This is a genomic window from Aliiroseovarius sp. F20344, from assembly GCF_023016155.1.
In the GTDB taxonomy this organism is placed as follows: Bacteria; Pseudomonadota; Alphaproteobacteria; order Rhodobacterales; family Rhodobacteraceae; genus Aliiroseovarius.
Genome location: NZ_JALKBG010000003.1, coordinates 37,895 through 53,372 on the forward strand (window position 1 = coordinate 37,895; position 15,478 = coordinate 53,372).

At 59.2% G+C, this 15,478-nt stretch carries 20 protein-coding genes; 4 read left to right on the top strand and 16 right to left on the bottom strand.

Translation table 11 applies throughout. The features are described from left to right. Positions 1–6 precede the first annotated feature (6 nt). Genes MWU55_RS00735 through def (MWU55_RS00755) form a run of 5 tightly spaced genes read right to left on the bottom strand, consistent with a single transcriptional unit; the run spans position 7 to position 2,894 of the window. On the bottom strand, positions 7–669 hold the full coding sequence (locus tag MWU55_RS00735) for a hypothetical protein (protein WP_246933788.1): 663 nt from the start codon (positions 667–669) through the stop codon (positions 7–9). A gap of 35 nt (positions 670–704) precedes the next feature. After that, positions 705–944, bottom strand: a complete 240-nt coding sequence (locus MWU55_RS00740) for a GlsB/YeaQ/YmgE family stress response membrane protein (protein ID WP_246933789.1) — start codon at positions 942–944, stop codon at positions 705–707. Between the two features lie 38 nt (positions 945–982). After that, positions 983–1,882, bottom strand: a complete 900-nt coding sequence (gene fmt, locus MWU55_RS00745; protein ID WP_246933790.1) for a methionyl-tRNA formyltransferase — start codon at positions 1,880–1,882, stop codon at positions 983–985. Continuing rightward, positions 1,879–2,376 carry a peptide deformylase gene (gene def / locus MWU55_RS00750; RefSeq protein WP_246933791.1) on the bottom strand — a complete coding sequence of 166 codons (498 nt, stop codon included), beginning with the start codon at positions 2,374–2,376 and terminating at the stop codon, positions 1,879–1,881. Before def (MWU55_RS00750) ends, fmt begins: the two co-directional genes overlap by 4 nt. Continuing rightward, positions 2,373–2,894, bottom strand: a complete 522-nt coding sequence (gene def / locus MWU55_RS00755) for a peptide deformylase (protein ID WP_246933792.1) — start codon at positions 2,892–2,894, stop codon at positions 2,373–2,375. Before def (MWU55_RS00755) ends, def (MWU55_RS00750) begins: the two co-directional genes overlap by 4 nt. A 102-nt stretch (positions 2,895–2,996) precedes the next feature. Here def (MWU55_RS00755) and MWU55_RS00760 point away from each other — a divergent pair, with 102 nt between their 5' ends. After that, a complete protein-coding gene (locus MWU55_RS00760; RefSeq protein WP_246933793.1) occupies positions 2,997–4,169 on the top strand; it encodes a MalY/PatB family protein in 1,173 nt (390 codons plus the stop codon). Between the two features lie 57 nt (positions 4,170–4,226). Here MWU55_RS00760 and MWU55_RS00765 read toward each other — a convergent pair whose 3' ends face one another. Then, entirely contained in the window at positions 4,227–4,577 is a 351-nt protein-coding gene (locus tag MWU55_RS00765; RefSeq protein WP_246933794.1) for a hypothetical protein, read from the bottom strand. A 102-nt stretch (positions 4,578–4,679) separates the two neighbouring features. After that, positions 4,680–5,555, bottom strand: a complete 876-nt coding sequence (locus MWU55_RS00770) for a deoxyribodipyrimidine photo-lyase (protein ID WP_246933795.1) — start codon at positions 5,553–5,555, stop codon at positions 4,680–4,682. A 173-nt stretch (positions 5,556–5,728) separates the two neighbouring features. Here MWU55_RS00770 and MWU55_RS00775 point away from each other — a divergent pair, with 173 nt between their 5' ends. After that, positions 5,729–6,043 (top strand): hypothetical protein, encoded by a 315-nt coding sequence (locus tag MWU55_RS00775; RefSeq protein WP_246933796.1) that lies wholly within the window; start codon positions 5,729–5,731, stop codon positions 6,041–6,043. A 117-nt stretch (positions 6,044–6,160) separates the two neighbouring features. Here the strand turns inward: MWU55_RS00775 and cobM are convergent, their stop codons facing one another. From cobM to MWU55_RS00810, 7 genes are read right to left on the bottom strand one after another with little or no spacing between them, the layout of a single operon-like run. Further along, on the bottom strand, positions 6,161–6,952 hold the full coding sequence (gene cobM / locus MWU55_RS00780; RefSeq protein WP_246933797.1) for a precorrin-4 C(11)-methyltransferase: 792 nt from the start codon (positions 6,950–6,952) through the stop codon (positions 6,161–6,163). After that, positions 6,949–8,748 (bottom strand): precorrin-3B C(17)-methyltransferase, encoded by a 1,800-nt coding sequence (gene cobJ / locus MWU55_RS00785; RefSeq protein ID WP_246933798.1) that lies wholly within the window; start codon positions 8,746–8,748, stop codon positions 6,949–6,951. The genes cobM and cobJ overlap by 4 nt, the downstream gene beginning before the upstream one ends. Next, positions 8,739–9,440, bottom strand: a complete 702-nt coding sequence (gene cobI, locus MWU55_RS00790) for a precorrin-2 C(20)-methyltransferase (protein WP_246933799.1) — start codon at positions 9,438–9,440, stop codon at positions 8,739–8,741. Before cobI ends, cobJ begins: the two co-directional genes overlap by 10 nt. Then, complete coding sequence (gene cbiE, locus MWU55_RS00795) at positions 9,437–10,636, bottom strand: precorrin-6y C5,15-methyltransferase (decarboxylating) subunit CbiE (protein ID WP_246933800.1); 1,200 nt, start codon at positions 10,634–10,636, stop codon at positions 9,437–9,439. The genes cobI and cbiE overlap by 4 nt, the downstream gene beginning before the upstream one ends. Beyond that, on the bottom strand, positions 10,633–11,289 hold the full coding sequence (locus tag MWU55_RS00800) for a precorrin-8X methylmutase (protein WP_246933801.1): 657 nt from the start codon (positions 11,287–11,289) through the stop codon (positions 10,633–10,635). Before MWU55_RS00800 ends, cbiE begins: the two co-directional genes overlap by 4 nt. Further along, the gene (locus MWU55_RS00805; protein WP_246933802.1) at positions 11,286–12,536 is read right to left on the bottom strand and encodes a sirohydrochlorin chelatase; all 1,251 of its coding nucleotides are present in this window, start codon (positions 12,534–12,536) and stop codon (positions 11,286–11,288) included. The genes MWU55_RS00800 and MWU55_RS00805 overlap by 4 nt, the downstream gene beginning before the upstream one ends. A 3-nt stretch (positions 12,537–12,539) precedes the next feature. After that, on the bottom strand, positions 12,540–12,767 hold the full coding sequence (locus tag MWU55_RS00810) for a DUF6732 family protein (protein ID WP_246933803.1): 228 nt from the start codon (positions 12,765–12,767) through the stop codon (positions 12,540–12,542). Between the two features lie 20 nt (positions 12,768–12,787). Here MWU55_RS00810 and MWU55_RS00815 point away from each other — a divergent pair, with 20 nt between their 5' ends. Next, positions 12,788–12,970 carry a hypothetical protein gene (locus tag MWU55_RS00815; RefSeq protein ID WP_246933804.1) on the top strand — a complete coding sequence of 61 codons (183 nt, stop codon included), beginning with the start codon at positions 12,788–12,790 and terminating at the stop codon, positions 12,968–12,970. Positions 12,971–12,982: 12 nt separating this feature from the next. Here MWU55_RS00815 and MWU55_RS00820 read toward each other — a convergent pair whose 3' ends face one another. Beyond that, positions 12,983–13,810 (bottom strand): protein-disulfide reductase DsbD domain-containing protein, encoded by an 828-nt coding sequence (locus MWU55_RS00820; protein WP_246933805.1) that lies wholly within the window; start codon positions 13,808–13,810, stop codon positions 12,983–12,985. Positions 13,811–13,913: 103 nt separating this feature from the next. On the opposite strand from MWU55_RS00820, the gene MWU55_RS00825 reads away from it, so the two are divergent. Beyond that, on the top strand, positions 13,914–14,492 hold the full coding sequence (locus tag MWU55_RS00825; RefSeq protein ID WP_246933806.1) for a YqgE/AlgH family protein: 579 nt from the start codon (positions 13,914–13,916) through the stop codon (positions 14,490–14,492). A 6-nt stretch (positions 14,493–14,498) separates the two neighbouring features. Here MWU55_RS00825 and MWU55_RS00830 read toward each other — a convergent pair whose 3' ends face one another. Then, entirely contained in the window at positions 14,499–15,455 is a 957-nt protein-coding gene (locus MWU55_RS00830) for an L-threonylcarbamoyladenylate synthase (protein WP_246933807.1), read from the bottom strand. Between the last annotated feature and the right edge of the window lie 23 nt (positions 15,456–15,478).

Consider the following 15,478-nt stretch of genomic DNA (forward strand, 5'->3'; position numbering starts at 1 on the left):
TTGCCTTTAGAACTGCAACCAAAGCCCCATCCCAAACTCGCTTTCTTCAATGCCCTGCAAGCCGCGTGTATATTGCATAGTCAGATGACGGTTCGGATTGAGCTCCCACGCAACGGACGGTATCGCTTTCACGAAGGTCTTGTCGGGCGTCACCATCACATCCACGCCAAGCATCGCCATCAAGCGATCATGCGGCTTCAAACCCAACACACCATAGCCGCCGTAGTCGGTTTCCAGCCCTTGCGTTGAAACGCTCGCGTAGACTTCAAGATCTGCCCAACCCGCCCCGAAGGGCGAGTCAAACCCGTAGCCAAAATGAAACCTTGGTTCGACCCGTGGGTCTTCGACAGGTCCGGCCAGTGTCAGGCTGATCGCTTTCTTCAATGGCTTGTCGTTGTCGGGAAAATGCCATCGGGCCGACAGTTCATATTCGGTCGCTTCCAGCACAGCGAAATCATAAGTGATCTTGCCCGCGACTGTGATGTTGTGGCGAAGCCCATATTCGACATAGGCCGTTCCAATCGGATAGCCTTGCAGCTGGTCCGTATCCTGCGTTGCCATGGCAGACACGAACACCTCACCTTTCTCGCGCGGCCATGCCCCAGCCATTGCCTGAACGGGGGTCACGCTGAGAAAAGGCAAAGAGAGGATGATCCATCGTATCCGCATGAAACTGATTGTGCGGAATGAAGGTTAACCGTGTCTTAACTGCGCCCGGAAAACCGCTGCCACAGCCAGATGACAAAAATCGCCCCTAGCAGGGCACCAATGGCTCCGAATGCAAAGCTGCCGATGGCCAGTAGGAACCGCATCAGCACCCCGCTGATCAATGCCCCGCCGACACCAATGGCAATCGTTGTAGGAACGTCAGTTCGTACATCCATGATGCGCGTGGCAAGAAAACCCGCGGCAGCACCAACTATGATCAGTAACAAAAACGGCATGGCATCAATATGGGGTCAGACCCGATGAATTGAAAGGGTCAACTGACCTGATTTGGCATCTCAAACCCACGTAGGAAGTCTTCGGCATCCATTGCCCTTTTGCCGGGGCGTTGTGCGCGCAACACTTCAACTGCTCCTTCGCCGCAAGCAATGGTCAGACCTGACAACACCTGTCCCGGCGCGCCGTCCCCTTGCACTAGGCGAGAGGCAAGAAGCTTCACCTGCTCGCCTACCATGACGCATTTCGCGCCGGGAAAGGGCGATAGGCCACGGATAAGGCGATCGACCTCGACCGCCGGGCGGGCCCAATCGATCTGGGCCTCAGCCTTGTCGATCTTATGGGCATAGGTGACCCCATCTTCCGGCTGCACTTCTGGAGAAAGCTCTGGCAGTCTGGCCAAAGCCTCGACGATCATACGCGCACCCATGGCGGACAAGCGGTCATGCAACAGGGCTGTGGTTTCTTCGGCGCCAATCGGCGTCACTTCGCGCAGCAAGACTGGTCCAGTGTCCAACCCGGCCTCCATCTGCATGATGCAGATCCCGGTTTCCGCATCCCCGGCCATAATCGCACGATGGATAGGAGCCGCCCCGCGCCAGCGCGGCAGAAGAGAGGCATGAATGTTCAGACACCCATGTTTCGGAGCATCTAGAACGGCTTGGGGTAGGATCAAGCCATAGGCCACCACCACCGCCGCATCTGCGTTCAGATCAGCGAAGGCGGATTGTTCCTCCGCGCCCTTCAGTGACACTGGATGACGCACGTCCAGCCCCAGCTCCAGAGCACGCGCGTGCACAGGTCCGGGGCGATCTTTCTTGCCGCGACCCGCAGGGCGTGGGGGCTGGCAATAAACGGCGGCGATATCATGTCCAGCCTCGACAAGTGCTTCCAACACCGGGACCGAGAAATCAGGAGAGCCCATGAACACAAGTCTCATCGGTTGAGCTTCCTTGCTTTTTTCACCAGCATTTCGCGCTTGGTACGCGACAGGTGATCAACAAACACTTTGCCGTTCAGATGGTCGATTTGGTGCTGCACGGACGTGGCCCAGATGTTCACGAAATCACGCTCTTCAACGTCGCCTTGTTCGTTTAGAAAGCGCACCGTGACAGCGCGAGGGCGTTCGATGACCGCCGACACTCCGGGAAGATTCGGGCTGGCCTCTTGATGCTCTCGCACCTGTGTGGAGGCATGCAAAATCTCTGGGTTTGCCATGCAGATGGCCTGCCCCCGTTCTTCAGAAGCGTCAACAACGCAAAGGCGCTGCATGATCCCAAGCTGCGGAGCCGCAAGACCAACGCCGGGCATGGTGTCCATTGCCTCGATCATCTCATCCCAAATGGCACGAGTTTCGTCCGTCACGGCCTCAACCGGTTCGGCAGCGGTGCGCAGACACTTGTGCGGATATTTCACATAAGGACGGTGGGTCACGACCGCGCCAGCTCGCGTTTCAGCTTTTGCATTTTGCGGGTGATCATCTGGCGCTTCAGTGGCTTCAGATAGTCAATGAACAGCTTGCCATTCAGGTGGTCGATCTCGTGCTGCACACAGGTGGCCCACAACCCATCGAATTCCCGTTCCTGAACGTTCCCATCGCGATCCAGCCAGCGCACGCTCACCTCTTTCGGGCGGGTCACTTCTGCGAATTGTTCCGGGATCGATAGGCACCCTTCCTCGTATACATTCAGGTCGTCCGAGGACTGAATGACCTCGGGATTGAACATGATCATGGGCTGCGGTGGTTCGTTTTCGTCGCGCACGCAATCCAGCACAATCAACCGCTTCAGAACGCCAATCTGCGGCGCGGCCAGGCCAATACCCGGTGCGTCATACATGGTTTCCAACATGTCATCAGCCAGCACCCGCAAGTCGTCAGACAAGTCAGGCACAGCTTCAGCCACCTTTTTCAGGCGCGGGTCAGGGTGAATAAGGATCGGTTTGATGGTCATGTGCAGCATGTAGGACATGCTTTCGCCTGGTGCAATGGTCCGCTTGCACCTGCGGGCAAAGCCGCTAACCTGCGCGAAAGATCAGGCCTTAAGGAATGCACTATGAATTTTGACGAGATCATCGAACGTCGCGGCACCTATTCGTCGAAATGGGACAAGATGGAACAGTTGTTTGGCGTGTCACAAAAAGACGGGTTGTCGATGTGGACGGCCGATAGCGATTATCAGACCGCCCCTTGCGTCATAGCAGCCGCGCAAAAGGCCATTGATCACGGTGTCTTCGGCTATTCCTGGGAATACGACGCTTATAAAGAGGCCGTTGCATGGTGGATGAAAACACGTCACGGCTGGGACGTCGATCCAAGCTGGGTTCTTAGCACGCAGGGCCTTGGCAATGCCGTCGCACTGTCCATTCAGATTTGGAGCGAACCGGGGGAGGGTGTGGTTGTCTTCACCCCGGTCTATCATGAGTTCGCCATGAAGATCGGCAAGAATGACCGCAAGGTTGTCGAATGCCCACTTAAGCTGGAAAACGATCGTTACGAGCTGGATCTTGAGGATGCCCAGTCACGGCTGACCGGCAATGAAAAGATCATCCTCTGGTGCTCGCCGCAAAACCCGTCAGGCCGCGTTTGGACAAAAGACGAACTGAAAGCTGTCGCTGCCTTCGCCGAAAAGAACGACCTGCTGCTTGTGTCCGACGAAATTCACCAAGACCTTGTGTATGCGGGCAATACATTCATCCCAACCGCAGTCGCCGCACCCGAGGCGACGCCTCGTTTGGTGACCCTGACTGCGGCTTCCAAGACATTCAACATTGCAGGTCAGCGCACGGGGAACGTAATCATCGAAGACGAGACCTTGCGTGAAGCATTGCGCAAGAAACTATACACCATGGACTACGGGCCGGGCATGCTGGCCGTTTCGATGATCACTGCCGCTTATTCGCCTGAAGGCGCCAAATGGGTGGATGCGCAAATGGATCACCTTGCCCGCAACAAAGCCATTTTTGATGAAGGCATCAATGCGATACCGGGCCTTAAATCCATGCCACTTCAAGCGACCTATCTGGCGTGGGTCGATTTCTCGGACACCGGCATGACCCATGATGAAGTCATCGCGCGCATCCGCGACGATGCAAAGATCGCTGTGAGTCCCGGGCCGTCATTCGGTACAGGCGGCGAAGGCTTCCAACGCTTCAACCTGGCCACACAAGGCGCGCGGGTCGAGGACGCCGTCGCCCGCATGCAGCGTGCATTTTCGGATTTGCAGTAACAAACAAAAGGCCCGCGCAGCTTTCGCACGCGCGGGCCCTTTGTTTGTATTTCAGAGCTACTGCCCTTCGATCAATGCAACGGGTGCGTTGTCTTCACGGGCATAGTCGCGGGGCACAGCGTCATGCGCTTCGGCCTTGCGTTTGAATTCGTACTTCATCTGACCCTCTTCCTCTTCCGAGGCGATGATCAGACACTGATAGAGATGCCGTGACCCGTCATACAGGTCCACCAGCCCACGCAAATGCGGCGCACGTTCAGCGTCCAGCGCGAATCCCGTTTCCCAGAACTTCAACACCGGAAACACTTCTTCGTTCACACGAATACGCAAACGGCTTTTCTTTTTAAGGTCTTTCTTGCGTGCAGCTTCCAGCCCCTCGCGCACCTCTTTCGGCAAAAACTCAAGCATCCATCCATCCCCATATCGCAGGCGTTCATCATGCCATAAGAATTGTAACGGTCAAGTTAGCCAGAATTCTTGGTGTCGTTTTTCCCGGCCTTCCTGCTCGACCTACAACGTTTCAAAAGCAGCCAACGCTGCCGCACGGGCGCTGGCATGATCGACAATGGGATGGGGATAGGTGAAGCCCAAAGCTACATTCGCATTGTCCAAAACCGGACCCGGAGCTTGCCAAGGCGCTCCAAGGTATTTGTTAGGAAGATCCGCCAATTCAGGCACCCAGCGGCGGATATAGTCGCCATCCGGATCAAACTTGATTGCCTGCGTGATCGGATTGAAAATTCGAAAATAAGGAGCAGCATCCGCCCCGCAGCCCGCCACCCATTGCCAGCTTGCAGCATTCGATGCCACGTCAGCATCCAACAATGTGTCGTGGAACCACGCAAGCCCCGCGCGCCAGTTCACCCGCAAATGCTTGATTAAGAACGAGGCGACGATCATCCGCACGCGGTTGTGCATTGTGCCGGTCTGCCACAGCTCGCGCATTCCCGCATCCACGATTGGGTACCCGGTCTGCCCCCGCTGCCACGCGGCCAGATCTTTGGGATCATCAAGCCATGGGAAGGGGGTAAACTTCTGCTGGAATTCATCGGCAGCCAGAGTTGGATTGTGGAACAGCAAATAGGCCGCGAACTCTCGCCAGCCGACTTCGGCCAGAAATTTAGCACCGTCCCTTTGCCCAACATCTCCCAGCCCCTCGGCCCGGCGTAGGCTTGCCAAGATCTGGCGCGGGGTGATTTCACCCGTTTGCAAATGGGGCGACAGATTCGACACGTTCTCGGCCGCTGGGAAGTCTCGGCCCTGCGCATAGCCCTTCGCGCGCGTTTCCAAAAAACCGTCCAACCGCGCCATTGCACCGGCTTCGCCCGGCGTCCAATGCGGCCCAAATCCTGCAGCCCAATTCGGGCGTGTGGGTAGAAACCCCAACCCTCCAAGGCGTCCGAAGACAGATCCCGCAGAAACTTTACGTTAGGCACCGGCAATGGAGCCGTAACCATGTCCATTTGCGTCAGACAGGCCCGCCAGAAGGGCGAAAAGACGCGAAACGGCGTGCCCGTTTTGGTTTTAACCTGCCACGGCTCGAACAAATACCTTCCCGCATGGCTTTCCGCGAAGATGCTCTTATTTTGCAGATGCGCTTTCAACGCCGTATCCGCCGCGATGGCATTCGGCGTATAACGACGGGACCAATGAACCGCATCCGCTCCTGTCGCGCGGATAACGTCATCCAACACGTCCTGCGTCTTACCCGCCCGCAGCACAAGCTGCCCGCCAAGATCAGCAACCTGTCGGCCCAGTACGGCCAGAGAATGAAACAGCCACCAAAATTGCGCCCCGCCCATCGGGTCGGGCGCGTCAGGGTCGTTCACATAAAGGCAAATGACGGGTTTTCCATCTATCGCTGCAGCGGTTAGGGCAGCGTGATCTGACAAGCGCAGATCATTGCGGAACAGTAGGATTGCGGGGCGGGACGTGCTCATGGAGGCCTCAAAGGTAGGACATAGAGTATACGTCCCGCCCCCGCATTTAGATCAGGTATTGTGATCCTCGACCAGATCAACCCCAACCACTGGACGCAGCACGTGGGGCTTTGCCGGGTCATAAAGTGCTGAATCCTTGAAGTCGCGACCACGATCCAGTGCTGGTCCAACCAAAATCAACGCGGTGCGGGTGATCTTCTCAGCGCGCACTTTCTTGCGGATATCCGCGATGGTGCCGCGAATGAACATCTCGTCCGACCAGCCGACACGATAGGCGACGACGACCGGGCAATCCTCGCCATAGTACGGCGCCAACACCCGCTCGATTTCACGCATGTTACGCACCGCCAGATGGATGGCCAACGTCGCGCCGGTTTTGGCGAAGTTTTCCAAAGTTTCGCCCTCGGGCATCGACGTCGACTGCATCGACATACGCGTCAGAACGATGGACTGTGCGATTTCCGGGATGGTCAGTTCCTGTCCCAAAGCCGCAGCCGCAGCCGCATAGGCCGGTACGCCGGGAATGACTTGATAGTCGATGCCATCTGCGTTCAAGCGACGGATCTGTTCAGCAATGGCACCATAAAGCGACGGGTCGCCGGAATGCACGCGGGCGACGTCTTCGCCACGCGCATGCGCTGCTTTGATCTCGGCATGGGTGTCATCCAACGTCATCGCGGCGGTGTCCATGACCTTCGCGCCTTCGGGTGCACAGGCGACAACCTGCGGCGGGACCAGAGACCCCGCGTAGAGGCACACCGGACACTCGCCGATAACTCGCTGGGCTTTCAAGGTCAGAAGCTCGGGATCGCCGGGGCCGGCACCAATGAAATAGACGGTCATGACAGGTCTCCATCAATGCGACGGGCATAGCCGCGCGGGGTAAACATACGGGGGCCTTCGCCCAGTTGCGCCAGACGCGAGTTCGACGATCCGACCAGCACGACGGTCAGCATGTCGACTTCATCCACCTGCAATTCGTCCAGACGGCGATAGCGGATGTTTTCGGTCGGACGGCCAAGGTTCGACGCCAGCATGACAGGCGTGTCCGCCGGGCGGTGCTTCAACAGGATGTCGCGGGCTTCGGCCAACAGGGTACGGCGCTTCATAGAAACCGGGTTGTAGAAGGCAATCACGAAATCACCCTCGGCCGCGGCATGCAGACGCTTCACGATATCCTCGCGATGGGTCAGCAGATCCGACAGAGAGATGGCGCAGAAGTCGTGGCCCAACGGGGCGCCTGCACGGGCGGCTGCACCCTGCAGCGCGGACACGCCGGGTGTGGAAACCACTTCGACCCGACGCGCTGCATCGGTCACGCCCTTCTCGTCTTCCGAGCGGTCCAGAAGTTCATAGACCAGCGCGCCCATCGCATAGATGCCCGCGTCACCAGAACAGACCAGCGCCACGTTCTTGCCTTTGCCCGCCTGTTCCAGCGCGTAACGGCAGCGGTCTTCCTCGCCGCCCAGCGGGAAGTCGGACCGGGTCTTGCCTGCGGCCAACGGGCCGATTAGGTCGATATAGAGGCCATAGCCCACCAGCTCCTCGGCCTCTTGCAACAGGTGGCTGGCTTCCGGTGTGCGCCATGTGTGCTGGCCCGGCCCGATCGAGACGATGGACAGCTTGCCACGGGTGCGGCCGCGCATCTCGGTGATCGGTTGGGGTGCACGTGCGATGGCGCAGGTGGTGTTGGCGGTTTTGACCTTCTCGACAACCAGTTCGGCATCCGGTCCGGCTGCCGCCAGAGCCGCGCCTTCCGATACGCCATGGCACCCCACCTCTTCGAACACTACGTCCGAGGGGTTTCCCAGACGTGCGGTCTCGGCTTCCAGTTCTTCGGCGGTAAACACGCGGAAGGGCACACCCAAACGGCGGGCCAAATCGTTCATTGCGCGTTCGTCCGCTTTCAGGTCAAGCGAGGTGACGCAGGCAATTGCCTCGGGTGCGATGTTGGCAGCAGCCAATTGCTCGGACACGTTCTGCCACAGCTCTTCGGGGTCGGCATTGCGCGCACAACCCACGCCCAGCGCGAAGCGCTGCGGGTGATAGGCCAGACGGGTCGAGCCGGTGTCGACCGGTGCTTCCGACACAACCAATTCGACCGAACCGCCTGCGTCTTCAATGTCAAAAATGTTCTCGCCCACGATGGACACGCCAGCGCCAGACAAGAGTTCCGCCATGGCTTCTTTGGCGTCGCTCTGATTGGCCAAACGATAGCCCACAGGTGGCTCGTCCAGCGCCACGCCCATCGACACGTCGCCGGCCGTGGTCACAGCAGCCGTCGCACCGATCTCGGTGGCAATCCGCGAGGCAAGACGGTTCGCCCCACGATGCCCACCCAGCAGAGGCAACACGGCGGAACCATCATCTGCCACGGCCACAACCGGTGGCTCGGCCAGTTTGTTGGCAAGGATCGGAGCCACGGCACGGATTAGGATGCCTGCGGCGCAGACGCCCACAATCGGCGTGCCTGCTGCAAACAGCATGCGCACGTGATCCAGCGCGTTGGGGAAGAACGCATCAGCGTTTTCGACACGGCCTTCACGGCCATGGACCTGTGCGCCCAGATGTTTGGCGACCCGATGGGCCAAAGCCTCGCCCGAAGAGTTCAGGCAAATTACGACAGGCGTTACAGCCATGGGTCAGTTCCTTTCGCAAGCAGGATCATCGAGAAATAAGGGGCCTTTTCAGGCGCTTCGGACAGGGGCAACACGACCTCTTCCGGCAGGCTGGCGCGCTCCACATAAGTGGCTTTCGTCGTCAAGCCGAGGTCTTCTATGACTGCGCGGATTTTGGGCAGGTGGCGGCCCACTTTCATAATCGCCACCGACTCTGCGCCTTCGATACGCGACCGAAGTTCAGCCTCGTCCAGCGGGCCGGGCAGTACAGTCAGGCGTTCATTGCGGGCAACCAAGGGCTTTTTCGCCCGCGCAGCCACCGTGGTGATCGACGTCACGCCCGGGATAATTTCGCACTCAAACCGGTTCGAGAGGCGGGCAAACAGATACATGAACGAGCCATAGAAGAACGGGTCGCCTTCGCACAGGACAACCACATCGTCGCCAGCGGCCAGACGTTCGGCAATTGCAACAGCACCGGCGTCATAGGCGGCCTGCGCAGGCGCTCGTTCGATGCTCATCGGGATGGGGATACGGATCTCGTCGACGTCATCACAGATTAGATCAGCTGCAATCGCACGGGCAAAGCTATCGCCCTTCTCGAGCGTCGGATAGGCGATGACCCTCGCTGCTGCGATCAGGCGCGCGGCCTTCAGCGTCATCAGCTCGGGGTCTCCCGGGCCAAGGCCGATCCCGTAAAGGGTTCCGTTCATCTTTTGATCAGGCTCCATTGGGTGACGGGACGCAGCGGTTTCCAACCAGACATCGATCCCAGCTCTTCGGCGCGTTCCACAGACAGTTTCACCAGCTGCCCGCCGTGCTTCTTGTGCAGCGTGGTCAGGCACATTTCGCTTTCAATGGTGACTGCGTTGGCAACCAACCGACCCAGAGGGCGCAGGGCAGCCCATGCGGCATCGAAGGTTTCTTCAGTCAAGCCACCGCCAATGAACACAGCGTCCGGGGCGTCCAACCCCTCAAGCGCGGCGGGGACCATGCCGTCGACAAGCTCCAGTCGCGGCACGCCCAGCGCCAGTGCGTTTGCAGCGGCCATAGCGCGGCGTTCAGGCTTCGGTTCAATCCCGATGGCGCGGGCATAGCGTGCCCCGCGCATCCACTCGACCGCGACCGAGCCACATCCGGTTCCGATATCCCACAGCAAAGCGCCGCGCATGGGCATCAGCTTTGCCAGAGTGATCGCGCGGACCTCTTGCTTGGTCATGGTGCCGTCGGATTGGAACAGCTTGTCCGCCAATCCCGGCACGCGGGGCAGAAGGGCGGCGTCTGGGGCGGCAACACAGTCGACGGCCAGCGTGTTGAATTCTGGCACCTCGTGGTCCCAGCTTTCCGCCAACCCATCAAACCGCGCTTCCTTGTCGCCGCCCATATGGGCCAGCACGGTCATGCGAGATTTGCCAAAACCGCGTTCCGTCAGGAAAGCGGCGATCTGGCCGGGGGTTTCGGACCCCGTTGTCAGCACCAGAAGCCGCGCATCAGGTTGGATGAACGCAATCATCTGCTCGACCGGGCGGCCATGCACCGTCAGGGTTTCCAGATCCGCCATCGACCAGCCCATGCGAGCGGCAGCGAGTTGGAACGCGCCGACCTGCGGGTGATAAACAATCTCAGTCGGGTTCAGATGCCGTCCGATTTTCGCCCCGACCGAGAACCACAATGGATCGCCTGTTGCCAGAACCGCCACGCGCTTCCCACGCCGGGCATCGAGCTCGGCAATCAAACTGTCGAATGGTGAAGGCCACGCCAGCCGCTCGGCCTGCGTATCCAGCATATCGTGATGACGCTTACCACCCACGATGACCTCGGCCGCATCCAGAACCGCGCGAGTCGCCGGGGCCAGCCCGTCCACACCATCTTCACCGATGCCGATGATATGCAGCCATGGTTGGGTCATGCGTTTTCCTCCGGCAAACCCGCCGCCAGCGCGTTCACTGCGGCCGAGGCAATGGCCGAGCCGCCGCGCCGTCCGCGCAGGGCAACGAATTCGCAGCCGCGTGGATTGTTTGCCAGTTCCGCTTTGCTTTCGGCAGCCCCCACGAAGCCCACAGGGAAGCCAAGGATCACGGCGGGTTTCGGCCCGCCTGCGTCGATCAGCTCTAACAGGTGGAAGAGCGCGGTGGGGGCGTTGCCGACGGCGACAACTGCACCTTCCAACCTGTCCGCCCATAGCTCGACCGCAGCGGCAGAGCGCGTGTTGCCGATCTCTTTCGCCAGCTGGGGCGTGCGCGGGTCGTTCAGGGTGACGATCACTTCGTTCTCGGCGGGCAGGTAGCGACGGATGATGCCAGCGCCGACCATTTCGCAGTCACAAAACACGGGTGCGCCGGATTTGAGCGCGGCATGTCCGACCTCATAAGCATTAGCCGAAAACGCCAAACGATCCGCAACCTCGACCATACCGCAGGCGTGGATCACGCGCGTCGCCAAGGCCGCCATCCCACCCGGAAAGCGCTCCAACCGGGCTTCGCGGCGCAGGGTCGCGAAGCTTTCGGCATAGATCGCCATTGGGTCACGTTCGTAGCGCAAGGGGGGGCGGCCCGTGCTCATTTCGAACGTGCCGATTCTGGGCCGTGCGGGTGTTTCGCATGGGGGTATTCGGCGTGCACGTGGTCATGATCATGCCCGTGATGATGGTGATGCCCGTGATCGTGTGAATGATCATGGTCGTGGTGGTGGTCATGATCGTGGTGATCATGATCGTGGTGATGGTGGTGATGCCCCATATGCAAGCGGCATTCGCCGGTGCAGAAGGTGTCACACAGTTTGCAATCCGCCACGTTCGAGCCGGGCGCCGATGCCCCCTGCCCTTCGACGTGGTGGTGGTGGCTTTCCTGAATGGCGCCAACTTCAGCTTCAAAGCCCAAAACCTCGACGCGGTATTTGCACATCACACAGGTGGGCGGTGGGACGTCTGCAAAGGCCGGGTGCTTCTCGCGATCCTCGACCGAGATCGTTTTCTCTTCTCCACCATCCATGGCCAGAACCTGCGTACGATAGCCACAGGTGCCGCAGTTCGGCGGGCGCACATCGCCCAGCTGCTCGGTCACACGCTCGGCGAAGGTTTCCAACACTTTCGGGTGATCGTTCAGATAGCCAGCTTTGACGAAATGGATGTCAGGGTTTTCGGCGGCAACCTTGTCGGTGAAGCCATAAATCCGGTCGATCAGGATGCCCGAGAACAGGAAGTACGGGAAGACGATGACGCGCTTGTACCCCAGCTTGGTCACGTGGTTCAGGCAAGGCTCAACCAGCGGGAAGGTCACGCCGGAATAGCCCACTTCCAACCAACCAAAGCCCATGCCTTCCTGCAAAAGGCGCGCCACCTTTGCGACGTTGCCGTTGGCGTCGGGGTCCGAGGCACCACGGCCAATGACCACAAGGCAGGTTTCTTCCAAGGGCACTTCCCCCTTTTCGGAATTCGCCGCTTCGACGGCTTCCTGAATGCGCGCACCCGCGGCCGCGATCATCTTGGGGTCTACGCCCAATTCGCGGCCATAGGTCACGTCGATTCCATGCTTTTCAGCGTAGGAGTTCAGAACCGTCGGGATGTCGTTCTTGGTGTGCATCGCGGCAAACAGCATACCCGGCACGGCCAGAATGCGGTCACAGCCTGCTTCGCGCAGACGGTCCAAGCCGTCGCGGATCACCGGGTTAGCAAATTCCAGATAGCCGTAATCGGTCATCCAGTCGTCCGGGAAGTAAGCCGGGAGTTTTTCAGCTAGGACTGCGAACTGATCCACAGCGTCCTGGCTGCGCGAGCCGTGCCCGCAAATCATCACACCAATTTTCGACATAGATCAGGCCTCCTGCGGCTCTTTGTCAGTCTCGTCCACCTCGGTCTCTTCGACTTTGGCCTCGTCATCTTTACGGCCTTTCAAAGCCGCCCAAAGTCCAATTCCCGCCGCCAAACCGATCAAGATGATCGCACCGATATGGTCATGTCCTGCGACCTCTCCGATATGGCTGGGGTGGGCGATGGCCGGGCCGGCCAATAGGCCAAGAAGAACAAGTGCAAGACGGGTCATGCGACATCCTTTCACGCAAAATGCGGGCGCAAAGAGGCTGCCTCTTTTCTTCAACGACGCTGCGTCTGATCCCCTATCTGGGTCGATCGTCGACAGCCAACCTCTCTGGCCCTATGGGCTTCGTTGGGTTTTCTATAGAAAGCGAGCGGGGTGAGCGCAATGGGAAAGGCGGCACCGAAGTGCCGAATGACGACATCTCGTAGATGGAATAGGCTTTAGCCGCCCGTGCAGCCGCGAATATCGACACCACGACCAGCCGCCAGCACAGTCAGTCGCACATCCGAGCGATTCAGCAGGAAGGGCTTGCCGGATGTCGGCACCAGTTCGGCAACGGTGGTCAGCGTTTTACCGGAACGTTCGGTCGACAGAGTGTTCACCCACAGGGACGGATCAGCGGTTTCAACCACCACAACCTCGCCCTGTCCGACGCGCGGCATATCGATCCGCGCCGTCAGACGCAATCCATCTGCGATCGGTTCCACCTGACAAGTGGCTCTGCGCAATCCTGCCTCGGACGCCGTATCAGGGCGGGCGCGGAGCGCGCGTTTGATGGGGCGTGCGGCGCTTTTCATATCAACCGGAAGGGTGACAGATATCCGCGCATCCATCGGCATGCAGATATCTTTGCAGACGCCCAGATTGACCTTGCCTTTCAGCTTGATTGGCTGGCCAACCATGTCGGGGGTCAATGTCATCGGCAGTACAAGATCACCGGAATACCCAATGGTTCGCATGCCAGCGGTGTCAAAGACCTCGGGCACCGGCCAATGGAATGTTACTCCTGCCAGATTACCCGACCCGCGCCAATCTAGACTTGGGGGAATGCCGGCCTCGCCCGGGCTGCGCCAATAGGTTTTCCACCCATCGGCCAAGCGCACACGCAACGCAGCCATATGTGTGCCTGACGCATCGCGCCACCCCGGCAACACATCAATCTGCGCCACATCCTCAAGCGATACGGGCGCGCCGGATTGGGCAACTGCTGGAGTCGCCAAGGCCATCACACTTAGGCAGGCAGAAAGAAAGGCATTCTTGAGCTTCATACCCAAATACATAGTGAGCAATTCCTGCATGTGAAATCACAAATGCTAGATAAGTTGTGACCAACCCTTGCAAACCACCCCTCGGACCGCTTTTCTATTAGGTATGAGCGACATTGATGACAGTGAAATGAACCTGAGCGGAAAGCTGTTGATTGCCATGCCCGGCATGGGGGATCCCAGATTTGAGAAATCCGTTGTTTTCATGTGTGCCCATTCGCCCGAAGGGGCGATGGGTCTGATCGTGAACAAACCGTCTGAAGATTTGTCCCTTGGGGATGTTCTGTCCCAACTGGAAATCGATGCAAGTTCGATCACCAAAGCAGGGAAAATCTTCTTTGGCGGTCCCGTTGAAGGGGGGCGTGGGTTCGTGCTGCATTCCGGCGAATATGACAACGACGACTCAACGCTGAAAGTGGATGACGCGTTTTCGATGACGGCAACGCGTGATATTCTTGAGGCCATCGCCCATGGCGAAGGCCCGGAAGAGGCTTTGGCAGCGCTGGGTTATGCCGGATGGTCACCGGGGCAGATCGAGGATGAGATCCAACAAAACGCGTGGCTGACCTGCGACGCCGAGAAAGCCATCGTGTTCGCTGCGGATGACAAAAGCAAATGGACCGCTGCTTTGGCAAAACTTGGCATTGATCCGTTGCTTTTGTCTGCAGAAGGCGGAAGTGCCTGAACTGGATCAGTTCCGTGGGGCTGCGGCCCGGCGCAAGCGATCATTAATGGCACGTCCCAACCCATGATCCGGGATAGGCGACACCGCAATCGGTGCATCGCCTTCGGCATCCATCTTGTGCAGATAGCCAAACAGATTTGCGGCAGCCTCGACCAAATCACCGGACGGCGACAGGTTCAAATCAGCCTCGACGTCTCCGAAACCGAGCATTCGTTCGTTGGTAAGTGCCTCAGAGGCATTCAGCCGCATGCGCGCATTGGGGGCATAATGTGACGTCAACTGCCCCGGCGCGGTAATGGATGCATCTTCGCCCCGCACGACAAGCGCTTGGCCTGTCGCGGCCTCCAACGCCTCGACCGGCAAGCCGCCGGGGCGCAACAGAGTGGGTGCTGGATCGAAGCCTACAATTGTGCTTTCAACGCCAACACCGCAGGGGCCGCCATCCAAAACCGCCTCGATCCGCCCGGATAGCCCGTCCAGCACGTGTTGCGCGGTCGAGGGGCTGATCCGACCCGATGGATTTGCGGAAGGCGCAGCGACCGGAACACCAACTGCCGTCAAAAGTTCGTGTGCCAAGGGATGTTCAGGCACACGAATCGCAACCGTAGGCAACCCCGCCGAGACAAGCGCCGACAATGGTCCGTTTGGCTTCAAAGGTATTACAAGCGTCAAAGGGCCGGGCCAAAAGGCCATGGCCAGATCCCGCGCCTTACCTTCCAGAACCGCATAATCTGACACCGCTACGATAGACGGCACGTGTACAATTAGCGGATTGAAATGCGGGCGCCCCTTTGCGTCGAATATACGCGCGACGGCTGTATCATTGGTGGCGTCCGCGCCTAGCCCGTAAACGGTCTCGGTCGGGAAGGACACCAAGGCGCCCGCACGCAGCAATTCCGCCGCCCGCGCCACACCAGCTGCGTCCGCCTTCAGATGCTCGGTTTTCAACTCGCGCTGTGCCATGACGCTGCGTTTTCCTTTGCCGC

Coding starts and splice junctions, on each gene's coding strand:
- MWU55_RS00735 (WP_246933788.1), bottom strand. CDS start 669: ATGCGGATACGATGGATCATCCTCTCTTTGCCTTTTCTCAGCGTGACC.
- MWU55_RS00740 (WP_246933789.1), bottom strand. CDS start 944: ATGCCGTTTTTGTTACTGATCATAGTTGGTGCTGCCGCGGGTTTTCTT.
- fmt (WP_246933790.1), bottom strand. CDS start 1,882: ATGAGACTTGTGTTCATGGGCTCTCCTGATTTCTCGGTCCCGGTGTTG.
- def (WP_246933792.1), bottom strand. CDS start 2,894: ATGACCATCAAACCGATCCTTATTCACCCTGACCCGCGCCTGAAAAAG.
- MWU55_RS00760 (WP_246933793.1), top strand. CDS start 2,997: ATGAATTTTGACGAGATCATCGAACGTCGCGGCACCTATTCGTCGAAA.
- MWU55_RS00765 (WP_246933794.1), bottom strand. CDS start 4,577: ATGCTTGAGTTTTTGCCGAAAGAGGTGCGCGAGGGGCTGGAAGCTGCA.
- MWU55_RS00775 (WP_246933796.1), top strand. CDS start 5,729: ATGGCTTTCCGCGAAGATGCTCTTATTTTGCAGATGCGCTTTCAACGC.
- cobM (WP_246933797.1), bottom strand. CDS start 6,952: ATGACCGTCTATTTCATTGGTGCCGGCCCCGGCGATCCCGAGCTTCTG.
- cobJ (WP_246933798.1), bottom strand. CDS start 8,748: ATGGCTGTAACGCCTGTCGTAATTTGCCTGAACTCTTCGGGCGAGGCT.
- cobI (WP_246933799.1), bottom strand. CDS start 9,440: ATGAACGGAACCCTTTACGGGATCGGCCTTGGCCCGGGAGACCCCGAG.
- cbiE (WP_246933800.1), bottom strand. CDS start 10,636: ATGACCCAACCATGGCTGCATATCATCGGCATCGGTGAAGATGGTGTG.
- MWU55_RS00800 (WP_246933801.1), bottom strand. CDS start 11,289: ATGAGCACGGGCCGCCCCCCCTTGCGCTACGAACGTGACCCAATGGCG.
- MWU55_RS00805 (WP_246933802.1), bottom strand. CDS start 12,536: ATGTCGAAAATTGGTGTGATGATTTGCGGGCACGGCTCGCGCAGCCAG.
- MWU55_RS00810 (WP_246933803.1), bottom strand. CDS start 12,767: ATGACCCGTCTTGCACTTGTTCTTCTTGGCCTATTGGCCGGCCCGGCC.
- MWU55_RS00815 (WP_246933804.1), top strand. CDS start 12,788: ATGCGGGCGCAAAGAGGCTGCCTCTTTTCTTCAACGACGCTGCGTCTG.
- MWU55_RS00820 (WP_246933805.1), bottom strand. CDS start 13,810: ATGAAGCTCAAGAATGCCTTTCTTTCTGCCTGCCTAAGTGTGATGGCC.
- MWU55_RS00825 (WP_246933806.1), top strand. CDS start 13,914: ATGAGCGACATTGATGACAGTGAAATGAACCTGAGCGGAAAGCTGTTG.
- MWU55_RS00830 (WP_246933807.1), bottom strand. CDS start 15,455: ATGGCACAGCGCGAGTTGAAAACCGAGCATCTGAAGGCGGACGCAGCT.